Here is a 6,357-nt window from a genome sequence, read left to right as displayed (position 1 = left end):
GTGGAACAGATCACGTCATCACGCAGCATCGTGTTGCCGCAACAGCACAAGATCGCATTCGACCGGGACCGCGACCTCCTCTTCGATAAAATCGAGATGATGCATCGCCACCCGAATGCCATGTCGTTTCAGGCACTCGGAGCGGATGGCAATAGCCTCAAAACCGATATCTGGTACTCGATCGGCGGTGGCTTTATCGAAGCGGAGCAATACGAAAGCAATACGGCGACGACGTCCAAGCCGCTTGGCATCGCGATTCCAAGTGGAGCTGATTTGCTCGAAATATGCGATGTTTACGACTGCACGATCGCAGATATTGCCTTTGCTAACGAGTGCGGAAAGACGGGCGAAGCCGAGGTAATTTCCGGCATTGACCAGATCATTGATGTCATGATGGCATGCGTCGATCGTGGACTAAGGCAATCAGGGCAGCTGCCCGGCCCTCTGAAGGTACAACGTCGCGCTCAATCTCTTTACCAAAAGGCAGAAGAGACTCGGCATTCGAACATTCGTCGACCGAGCGAGCCGTTCGATTACATCTCTGCTTTTGCCATTGCCGTGAATGAAGAGAATGCTACCGGAGGCCGCGTAGTCACCGCCCCGACCAATGGGGCTGCCGGCGTCATTCCAGCGGTCCTGCGTTACTATCGCGATTTCTGTCCAGGCGCGGATCGCTCCGGCATGCAGACGTTCTTGCTTACCGCGACTGCCATCGGAGGAATTATCAAGAAGAACGCGTCCATATCCGGCGCCGAAGTCGGGTGTCAAGGAGAAGTCGGATCAGCTGCAGCTATGGCTGCGGCTGGTCTATCGGCTGCACTCGGAGCCACCAATGCGCAAATCGAGAATGCTGCCGAAATTGCCATGGAGCATCATCTCGGAATGACTTGTGATCCGATCGCAGGTCTCGTTCAGATCCCGTGCATCGAAAGGAATGCGTTCGGTGCAATCAAGGCGGTCAACGCCGCCTATCTAGCGCTGGCCGGCGACGGATCGCACCGGGTCTCGCTCGATCAGGTCATTGAGACGATGCGTCAGACAGGCGCGGACATGCATGATAAGTACCGGGAAACGTCGCGCGGCGGCCTCGCCATCAGCGTTCCGGAATGTTGAACGAGTTTTTCACCTTCTCGGCTGGAAGCGAGCGTCGATTACGACGTTACGGATCATCGCCGCAAAGCTAGACATGCCGTTCCAGCCGACCGTTACAGAAGCATTGCAATGGCGGCAACCAGTAACACTGATATTGTCGCTTGAATAATATATCCGCCCAACGATATCGGCGAATGAGCGCACTCGATCGAACCTTCATGAGTATTTTCATGAAACTGTTGCATCACAACCCTCATGTCATTTAGATCCTGAGCTGGCTTCACAAACCTTGCGGCACCGGCTCAGATTTCTCGTTCAAGCACTCACAGTCTCCATCACTGTGACAACCAAACGCCGCAGGCGCCAAACGCGCTTACATTTTAAGCCTGCACAGCCTTGGCAAAATTGGCAAAGAACTCATCCGCAAGTTTCTTCGCTGTCCCATTTACCAGCCGCTGCCCAAGTTGAGCCAGTTTTCCCCCAATGTGGGCCTCGACCGCATAGACAAGCAGAGTCCCCTCCCCCTTGTCGGTCAAGCTTACGGTAGCCGCTCCCTTGGCAAAGCCGGCTACGCCGCCCTCACCTTCTCCAGAAATCTTATAACCATTCAATGGATCGAGATCACTGAGGACGACTTTGCCACGGAATCGTGCGGCAACAGGCCCGACTCTCATTCTGGCGACGGCGCGAAACCCACCTTCCTCGGTGGTTTCCAACTCCTCGCAGCCGGGGATGCAACTTTTCAGCACCGCAGGATCATTGATCTTGGCCCACACCTGCTCACGAGGGGCCGCGAGCAAAACTTCGCCATTCATCGTCATCGCCATGGTGCTTCTCCTGAATAGTGATTGGCCGGAATCTCGGAAACGCTGCCACGTTGGCATGGCCTGAGAAACACTCGTCCGGCCGCGCAAAATTACGGCCTGAGAGATATGGTGATCAGGCGTCGTAGGCGCACGCATGCGAGTGCCCCACTACGCCCTGCCCGTGCTGTCTAGCCAGGCTCCGATGTCGACAGTCCCGTGATGCGGATACCGCTACCGGACGCCTTGTATCGACGGTTGATCGCGATCAGCAACGAGGTCATGGCCTCTGCGGCAGCAGAATTCTCGATTGTTCCGGCATAGATGCCCCGCAGACCAATTGCGCCGATAAGTGCAATAACCTGATCGCAAGCCGATGCGTCATTGCCACAAACGAGAACGTCACAATCGACCGAATGATCGAGGTCATTCAGATGATGCGCGGAGACATTCTGGAACGCAGAAACAACGCGGATCTCGCTGCCAAGCACTTCCTGTGCATGCGCAACGGCCGACGCGCCATTGGGAAGCTGAACGCGGCTCACCTTCGGCGGCATCAGGGGGACAGTGGCATCGACCAGGATCTTACCTTGCAGCGCCTGCCTGAGCGGCTCCAGCGTTTTAATCTGCGCGGCATAGGGGACCGTCAGCAAGACGAGATCCGCAGCCGCGACGGCGGCCGGATTGGCCATGCCGACGGCCCTCTCCTGGCCGATCCTGTCATTGATGGCACGCGCAGCTTCTTTCGCCCGCTCCTCGTCGCGCGATCCGATGATGACAGTGTGCCCGGTGTGAGCCAATCGCAATGCGATTCCTCCCCCTTCACTTCCGGTTCCTCCGAGAACAGCAACAACGGTGCTCATCTTAATGCTCCCAAATGAGTTTTACTCAGTGTCGTTTTGCTAGAATGCAGCTGGCGTGGTGTCGCGCAGCCACGAGAATACTTCGTCCGGATCGTTTTCGAACGTAGGCAACGCATCAAGCGAGTCGATCGTGGCGTGGATGTCTTTGATGCCGGAAGCCGTCATCAGGACAACGACACGTTCGCCAGGGCGGACGCTGCCTTTCTTGAGCAGCCCCGCGACCGCCGCAAACGCCCCCGCGGTCGCCGGTTCGACGTAGAATCCCTCCATGCGCGACAATTGCGCCTGGTATTGCAGAATCTCGCTGTTGCTCACCGATATCGCATCACCGCCGGACCGACGAAGCACGTGCAAGGCTTGATATGTGCTGCGCGTCGCCGTCGTCGATTGCGCTAACGTTTTATGTGTCGCCGGCATATCCGGAAGCTTGTCCGTGCCCTCGCGCAGCGCCGCCGCGAGTGATCCGTAGATCTCTGCGGCATACATGCGCGGCATGCGGTCAATCCAGCCGCAGGCCATCATCTCCTCAAAGCCGCGCCACATGCCGATCAATGCATCGCCATAGCATACCGGCAAGACACAGCAGTCAGGGATGCTCCAATTGAGATCTTCCGCTATTTCATAGGCAAGCGTCTTATACCCTTCGATGCCATACGGATTACTGCCAACAACTGGCCCAAAGAATGGCGAGGTTGGAAACCAACCAAGGCGCTCGACACCGTCCCGCATCAGAGGCCAACGATAGTCCTTGCTAGACAGCGAAACCACGGTCGCCCCAGCAACGCGCATTTGTGCCAGGGAGGCACCTGCGGCTCCCGATGAGAATACCACGCATGGCATCCCAGCCTTAGCAGCGTAGGCCGCGACTGCGGCCCCGGCATTACCTGTGGAGCTCGATACGACCGCTCGAGCGCCGAACTTCTTCGCTGTGGAAACAGCGATACACGCCATTCGATCCTTGAAAGATGCCGTGGGGCTGCGCGTTTCGTCTTTCCCAAACAAGAGCGGGATGCCGATATGTTGCCCAAAGCCTGACAGCTGATGCAGCGGCGTACCGCCTTCGCCCAGCGATACTGCCTCCGATTTCGCGACAGGCAGGATGTCGCCGTAGCGCCACAGGCTGTTATCACGGTCGGTCGGCTTGGCTCGCGGGCGAAACCCCGGCTGGTTCTCCTCATACATCACGATCAGGTTGCTCGGCGCGGCGTCGCGGCAATGTCGGCAATCGACCCCGAAAGCGGCAGCGCTGAATTCGCTGTCGCACCTCAGACACCTCAAAGCAGCAACATAGGCCATTCATTCTCCAGAGTGCATCAACATGCCGTTAATCGGCACATCGTTCCGTTATTATGTTTAGAAGACCGCCTTTGCGCGAGCATGTCAAGCAGCAGGCGCCGCGGTGGGCACAAAGTAAGATGGCTCGCCTATTCGGCAAAAGCCGACTAGGAGCGGAGTGGCAAGCTGTTCGCGAGAGAGGCATGCGTCGCGGATCTGACTGGTGATGTGATGCGACGAATGCTCGTCATCTGGTAAACGACGTACAGTCAACTGCGCTCATCGCCGCGCTCCCATCCAATCGCCGCAGCAGCAGATTGGCCGTCCCTGCACGGTCGTTGGTGCGTAGCTTCTCAGCCTCTTTGTTGCAGCGCGCTGATTTCAAGAGCGGCGCAACATAGTTCACACGCATCCAAGTCCACGGCAGCGAAAACGTGTCGGTGATTGGCGGACTTGTCCAGCCGACTAGATTTAAGGCGCGATCCGCACACGAAGCGCGCTTTTTCCGCAAGCTATGCCGCTTTTGAAATCATCGACTTGATTGACAGAAAATTAGTTGCGTGTAGCCTTGATGAAACGACGTTCCATATATCGGCACAACTTCAACAATCGGACGCCTGTCGCATCATCAATAAAAGGAAGAGGAAGTATGATTTCATTAGGCAAGCAACGCGGATGTATCAGAAAAATCTCTCGCAACGTTGCTGCGGGCCTCATCACGGCGTTGCTATGTGCATCGACGCAAGTTCGCGCAAATGATTTCCCAAACAAACCAATCCAGATTATCGTTCCATTCGCTGCGGGTGGTAATACGGACATCTTTGCCAGATTACTGGCAGAGAAAATGCAAAGTTCTTTGAAGCAGACCGTCATTGTCACTAACAAGGCCGGTGCTGGTACGAATATTGGTGCAGCGGAGGTCGCCTCTAGCGAACCTGATGGCACCAAGTTGCTCCTCAACGCGCCCGCATCATTCGTCATCAATCAGTTCATCTTCAATCATCTCGCATACGATCCAGACACAGCGTTCGCCCCCGTGTGTCTGCCTGCCCGCGTCCCAAATGTGCTGGTGGTGCACCCTACGCTTGGAGTGAAGACTATCCAGGAGCTGATCGCAAAAATAAAAGCGAGCCCTGAGACGTATCAATACGCGACTGCTGGTATAGGGGCGACTAGCCACTTGTCTGGAGCATTATTCGGTGAAATGGCAGGACTTAAGCTAACGCCCATCCCTTACAAAGGCACTTCGCAATCCGTCACGGACGTGGTCGCGGGCCGCGTTCCGTTCACCATCGACAATCTGGGGCCGATCCTTCCGTTTATTAAATCAGGACACCTGATCGCGTTGGGTGTATCGACCAAGGAAAGGCTCGATGTACTGCCGGATGTTCCCACGATTGACTCGGTACTCAAAGGCTATGAGCTCAGCGGTTGGAATATGCTGGCTGTACCAGCCAAGACACCGAGTGACATCATTCGGGTGCTGAGTAGGGAATGCGACCGGATTGTGAAGCTTCCCGAGATCGCTGATCGCATCAAGGAGCTCGGCGCCACTCCTGTTGGCGGCACGGCCGAAGACACCGCTGCGTTTCTAAAGTCCGAGCGTCCAAGATGGGAGGCTGCGGTGAAAGCAGCCAATATTCCCAAGCAATAGCGAACGCCTCTCTCGGCGCGAGCGCTACGCACTCGACACGGCACTGCATCCGATAGAGCCGGCGATGCCGGTTCTTATGCTTGCAGCTAAAGCGAACAGTGATTGTGAGCTGCTCGCACCGTGTAGAACTGCGCAGTTCAGACCTTTAAAACTGGTTAAGCGGTCGATGGCCGAGTAACCTCGCGGCACCGCAGTCGCGCCGCCGCAACGCCGTCGTTGTCCCCTACGCATCGAACTCGGCTTTCGGAAGTCAAACGAGCATACGCCATCGGCATGGCTACACTTGGCTCAGCTGATACACGTAATCGGAATTCAAACGCCCGCGACGATTTACAATCATCGCGGGCGCTTCCTCTTATCCGTCTAGCAATATGGCTGCAATCGATCCTGTACGACCGGCCACAAGCCAATCTATTGCTGCCTGCAATCAGACGTGTGGCATGACCTCTTCAGCTAGCCAATGCATCTGCTCGAGAAGCTCTTCCTGCGTATTGACCGCGACAGCCATCGCAGCACAATGATCGACGCCCATCGCCTTGAGCTGATGGATCTTCTCGATGATTGATGCCGGGGACCCGACCAGATTTGCAGTCACCTGATGAGCGGGATCGCGACCCGTATGGGCCAACGAGACACGATGAGCCACAAGGCCGCTCTTCATGTAAGTCGT

The 6,357-nt window shown here is 56.3% G+C and carries 5 protein-coding genes and 1 pseudogene; 2 read left to right on the top strand and 4 right to left on the bottom strand.

Annotated features, from left to right (window positions below; translation table 11 throughout):
• A partial coding sequence (locus ACIQ17_RS29470) for an L-serine ammonia-lyase (protein WP_398472985.1) occupies window positions 1–1,113 on the top strand: 1,113 nt, incomplete at its 5' end.
• 359 nt (window positions 1,114–1,472) lie between these two features.
• Here the strand turns inward: ACIQ17_RS29470 and ACIQ17_RS29465 are convergent.
• The 3 genes from ACIQ17_RS29465 to ACIQ17_RS29455 form a co-directional block, all read right to left on the bottom strand.
• Window positions 1,473–1,919, bottom strand: coding sequence for a CoxG family protein (locus ACIQ17_RS29465; RefSeq protein WP_398472984.1), 447 nt, complete (start codon window positions 1,917–1,919; stop codon window positions 1,473–1,475).
• A 167-nt stretch (window positions 1,920–2,086) separates the two neighbouring features.
• Entirely contained in the window at window positions 2,087–2,758 is a 672-nt protein-coding gene (npdG, locus tag ACIQ17_RS29460) for an NADPH-dependent F420 reductase (protein WP_398472983.1), read from the bottom strand.
• Between the two features lie 39 nt (window positions 2,759–2,797).
• Window positions 2,798–4,054: a pyridoxal-phosphate dependent enzyme gene (locus ACIQ17_RS29455; RefSeq protein WP_398472982.1), complete on the bottom strand. Its 1,257-nt coding sequence runs from the start codon at window positions 4,052–4,054 to the stop codon at window positions 2,798–2,800.
• 628 nt (window positions 4,055–4,682) lie between these two features.
• Here ACIQ17_RS29455 and ACIQ17_RS29450 point away from each other — a divergent pair.
• Window positions 4,683–5,687 carry a Bug family tripartite tricarboxylate transporter substrate binding protein gene (locus ACIQ17_RS29450; protein WP_398472981.1) on the top strand — a complete coding sequence of 335 codons (1,005 nt, stop codon included), beginning with the start codon at window positions 4,683–4,685 and terminating at the stop codon, window positions 5,685–5,687.
• A gap of 427 nt (window positions 5,688–6,114) precedes the next feature.
• Here the strand turns inward: ACIQ17_RS29450 and ACIQ17_RS29445 are convergent.
• Window positions 6,115–6,357 (bottom strand): annotated as a pseudogene (locus tag ACIQ17_RS29445) (hypothetical protein); the annotation flags it as partial.

The organism is Tardiphaga sp. (assembly GCF_044340795.1).
Lineage (GTDB): Bacteria > Pseudomonadota > Alphaproteobacteria > Rhizobiales > Xanthobacteraceae > Tardiphaga.
This window is presented reverse-complemented; position numbering and strand designations above follow the sequence as displayed.

Bases quoted from the DNA above. Each gene is read 5' to 3' on its own strand.
- ACIQ17_RS29465 (WP_398472984.1), bottom strand. From the start codon at position 1,919: ATGGCGATGACGATGAATGGCGAAGTTTTGCTCGCGGCCCCTCGTGAG.
- npdG (WP_398472983.1), bottom strand. From the start codon at position 2,758: ATGAGCACCGTTGTTGCTGTTCTCGGAGGAACCGGAAGTGAAGGGGGA.
- ACIQ17_RS29455 (WP_398472982.1), bottom strand. From the start codon at position 4,054: ATGGCCTATGTTGCTGCTTTGAGGTGTCTGAGGTGCGACAGCGAATTC.
- ACIQ17_RS29450 (WP_398472981.1), top strand. From the start codon at position 4,683: ATGATTTCATTAGGCAAGCAACGCGGATGTATCAGAAAAATCTCTCGC.